General features: G+C 71.9%; 5 protein-coding genes and 2 pseudogenes. All 7 read right to left on the bottom strand.

Going from position 1 to position 3433, the window contains the following annotated elements:
- Positions 1-163: 163 nt before the first annotated feature.
- Complete coding sequence (locus tag RB628_RS39930) at positions 164-931, bottom strand: glycosyl hydrolase (RefSeq protein ID WP_318325552.1); 768 nt, start codon at positions 929-931, stop codon at positions 164-166.
- Positions 928-1524 carry a DUF4913 domain-containing protein gene (locus RB628_RS39925; RefSeq protein ID WP_318325551.1) on the bottom strand — a complete coding sequence of 199 codons (597 nt, stop codon included), beginning with the start codon at positions 1522-1524 and terminating at the stop codon, positions 928-930. The genes RB628_RS39930 and RB628_RS39925 overlap by 4 nt, the downstream gene beginning before the upstream one ends.
- A 153-nt stretch (positions 1525-1677) precedes the next feature.
- Positions 1678-1815, bottom strand: a complete 138-nt coding sequence (locus tag RB628_RS39920) for a hypothetical protein (RefSeq protein WP_318325550.1) — start codon at positions 1813-1815, stop codon at positions 1678-1680.
- Positions 1812-2354 (bottom strand): hypothetical protein, encoded by a 543-nt coding sequence (locus tag RB628_RS39915; protein ID WP_318325549.1) that lies wholly within the window; start codon positions 2352-2354, stop codon positions 1812-1814. The genes RB628_RS39920 and RB628_RS39915 overlap by 4 nt, the downstream gene beginning before the upstream one ends.
- Positions 2299-2571 (bottom strand): annotated as a pseudogene (locus RB628_RS39910) (DNA cytosine methyltransferase); the annotation flags it as partial. The gene RB628_RS39915 and the pseudogene RB628_RS39910, both read right to left, overlap by 56 nt.
- Positions 2572-2692: 121 nt before the next feature.
- Positions 2693-2875 (bottom strand): annotated as a pseudogene (locus RB628_RS39905) (hypothetical protein); the annotation flags it as partial.
- 1 nt (position 2876) lies between these two features.
- A partial coding sequence (locus RB628_RS39900) for a hypothetical protein (protein WP_318325548.1) occupies positions 2877-3433 on the bottom strand: 557 nt, incomplete at its 5' end.

Genomic DNA, 3433 nt, shown 5'->3' with positions numbered 1-3433 from the left:
ACCTTGTGGAAGCCCGCGAGGCGGCCGGTCAGCGGCAGGCAGTCGTCGCTGCCGTGGACCAGGTTCTGCAGTTCCAGCAGCGCCAGGTCGCGGATGTCGTCGGGGAGTTCGCGCAGGTCCGCGATGGCATCCGGGTGGGCGGCGAAGGCGAAGCGGGCGCGGCTCACATCGACCTCCCAGGGCTCGGGCGCTGGGCCGTTCCTGCCGACGGCGCGTTGCCCGTGTCGAGGCCGGCTTTCGGGATCGCGGAGGCACCCGCTGACCGGGTGAGCGCGGCGCGGGTCAGCCGGGCGGCGGCCTCACCGCGGTAGTCCGGAGGCTGCGGCAGCGGACTGCTGCGGTCTTCCAGCCAGTGCCGGGCGGCGGCCTCATCGGCGAAGGCGCCCTCGCGCACCGTGTACGTGTGGGCGTCGTGGTTCCCCTCTTCGAGGAAGACACGAATCGGTGCCTGAGCGGCGCAGGAGTCACGGGCCAACGTCCACGTCTCGCACGGGGCGAAGTCCGAGGTCCAGCTGTCGAGGACCTTGTATCGAGAGCCTGACTCCCGGATCTGCTGCTCGATCCAGAGCGTGAGATCGTCGGCGGGCCTCATGAAGTCCCCGACGGCCTGGGCGATCCGCTCGGGCGGGCAGCCACGCTCGATCAACCAGTTCTGGGCGAAGGCCAGACCGGCGTGGCTCGCGGTCTCGAAGGTGAACGTGCGCTCGCGCAGATCCCGCGTGATCTCGATGGCAACGAGCTGTGGCTCGCCGGGCACACCCCAGGTCACCGACCCGTCGTGGGCGACGAGGTAGCTGTGCGACCCCTCCGGGGTGGTGTGGTGCTCGGCCAGCACGGTCAGGTCTCCGGCCCAGAGGCTGCTCTCGGCGAGTTCGGAGACGGCGTCGGCGGGCTCGAAATCGTCAAGGCGGAAGTCGAGTTCGGCGGTCACCGGGTGGCTCCCGCCAGCTCGGGCGCCGGGGTGGCCAGCACGCGGTGGTTGGGCCGGGTCGGGCTCGTCGTGCATGCGGCGAAGGGGCCGTCGGGGGCACGGAGATGAACCATCGCCTGGTCAAGGTGGTCGCGGTGCCACGTCGAGGGACCGGACAGGCCGGCCTCGGCGTCAGTGAGCTGCTGCCACGCGAGCCAGAGCGCGTGCAGCCGGGCCACAGCCTCGGGATGCTCGTGCCACTGGTCGCACCACGGCCGGGTGGTGCTGATCTCCCGTCCGTAGACGGGCAGGAACAGGTAGTTCACCCAGTCGCTGAGCGCGGCCAGTTCGACGGCGTACGCCTCGCCGCCCAAGGCGAGGATGAACACCGAGGCCGGGACGTCGGCCTTGTCGGCGTCGGCCGTGTCCGCGGTGGGGGTGTCGTCGGTGGGCTGAGGGGTGGAGACGGGCTCGGAGCCGAGGCGGTCGAGGATGACACCGTGCTGGCGTACCTCCGACATGGTCTTGGCGAGGGTGCTCGCGAGATCGTCGAGATCGCCGTCGGGAACGCGGAACGGCTCGGGCTCGGGGGTGGCCTTGCTGGGGTCGGACATGGCGGATCCAAGGGAGTGAGCGAGCAGGGCGGGGGCGAAGTGCGGCGCGCTCTTCTGGAGGTCATGGCGGTGCTCCGTTCGCAGGTCGGCATGAGCAAGAGGATGCGGAGGTTCCGCGATTTGGTCCGGCCGGGGAAAGGCGGTAATGCAGCGCTACGGCGCGGTGCAGCGGGGGCAGCGGGGGAAGGGCGGTGCCAGCAACTGCACGGCGCGGGCGGCCTGTTGGGGGACCACGCCGTTGCCGAGCGCGGTGAGCTGAGCCGGTCGGCCGAGTCCCGGAGTGGCGGTCACCCAGCCAGGGGCCAGGCCCTGCATCCACTCCACGAAGTCGGCGCGCAGGCGTCCGGCAGCGTCGGTGGGCGCCGGGGCGGGGCGGGTGAGGTTCTCCCATCGGGCGATGGCGGAGGCGTACGCTCCCCATCGCCCGCCGGTTCCACGGCCTCCGGGGGCGTCTCCGCCCACAACGGCAGCGCCACCGCCGACAGGGGCGGGCGCCAGCCCTTGCCCGGACGACGGCCAGGAGTGCCGGTGTCGCTCGCCCTCGGGGTGGGCAGCAGCGATGCTGCCGCGCTCGGCAGCGTCATGTCCCCGTTGCCGTGCCGCTGGTTCGGCGAGCCCTTGATCCCGTCCGACGCCTTCGGCGTGGGCAGCAGCCACTCCACCTCGTCGGCCAGGTTCGGGCCGTGGCCGCCACTCTTCCTCTTCGACGGGTGCTGGGAGCCGCCGTTCTTGCCGATGTTGCTCGTCGGCGTCTTGAACAGGGTGCTCGGCGGGCCAGGCGACGAGGAAGGTCCGCTCGCGACGATGCGGGGCTCCGACGGCGGAGGCACGAAGCACGAGCCACCTCGCGTCGTACCGGAGATCGGCCAGGGAGCCGAGTACGGCACCAAGTGCCCGCACAGGAGGCTGGGTTGGGTCGTCTCCCAGACACCACGGGCAGAATTCCACGTCGCCAGGGGAACCGGCGGGCGAGGTGAGGAGTCCGCGGACATTCTCGATCACGACCAAGCAGGGGCGGAGGGCTTCGACCGCACGGGCGACGTGCAGCCACAGCCCCGAGCGGGTGTGGGGGTTGAGTCCGGCCCGGCGGCCGGCGACGGAGACGTCTTTGACAAGGGAAACCGGCCGTCAGGACACACACCCGAGGCACGTCGGCCCAGTTGACGGCGGTGATGTCCTGCAGATTGGGCACGCCGGGCCAGTGCCGGGCCAGGATGCGCGCGGCGTCGGGGTTGATCTCGGCGTGCCAGGCCAGGGTGCCGCCGAGGGCGGCCTGGACCCCGAGGTCCAGACCGCCGTACCCCGAGCAGAGCGAGCCGATCAACGGCCCTCGGGCGGTGGTGGTCTCCATGTCACCGGCCCCGTGCGAGTCGGTCTGAGGAGGACGCCACCGCCGTGGTGATGCCGGGAGGCGGCGACCCCAGCGTGGGCGCGGTGGTCGTGGACCGGCTGCGGGCAGCCTGGAGCCGAACGGGCGGGGGAGAGACCGTTGTCGATGCGGAGTGCAGGGAGTTGGCCCCGTCGTGAAGGGCCGCGTCGGCGGTGGCGAGTGCGTCCTCCATCACCCGTGCGGCTGCCTCCCTGGCGTCCCTGGCGTCGGGCTGGTCGCGCAGAGGCTCGGTCTGGTTCAGGAAAGCGAGCTGGTGGGCGACGGCTCCCAGGGCGGAAGCCGCTTCGCCTGCGGGCTCGACGGCGGCGGCGAAGCTGGTGATCACCCGAGCGGTGTGGGGCGCCTGGTCCTGGTCGGCGGCGCGGAAGAGGGCCTCGTCGCCCAAGTCGGTGATCAGCTTTCCGAGTTCGGAGATCTGGCGTGCGACGGCGACGGCATCGGGTGAGCGGTGAGGGTCTCCGGGCACCGGCAGCTTGCCGCGCTGGGCGTCGAAGGCGGAGGCCGTGGCGCGCAGGGCCA

Origin of the sequence: Streptomyces sp. ADMS (assembly GCF_033441795.1) — a bacterium.
In the GTDB taxonomy this organism is placed as follows: Bacteria; Actinomycetota; Actinomycetes; order Streptomycetales; family Streptomycetaceae; genus Streptomyces.
This window is presented reverse-complemented; position numbering and strand designations above follow the sequence as displayed.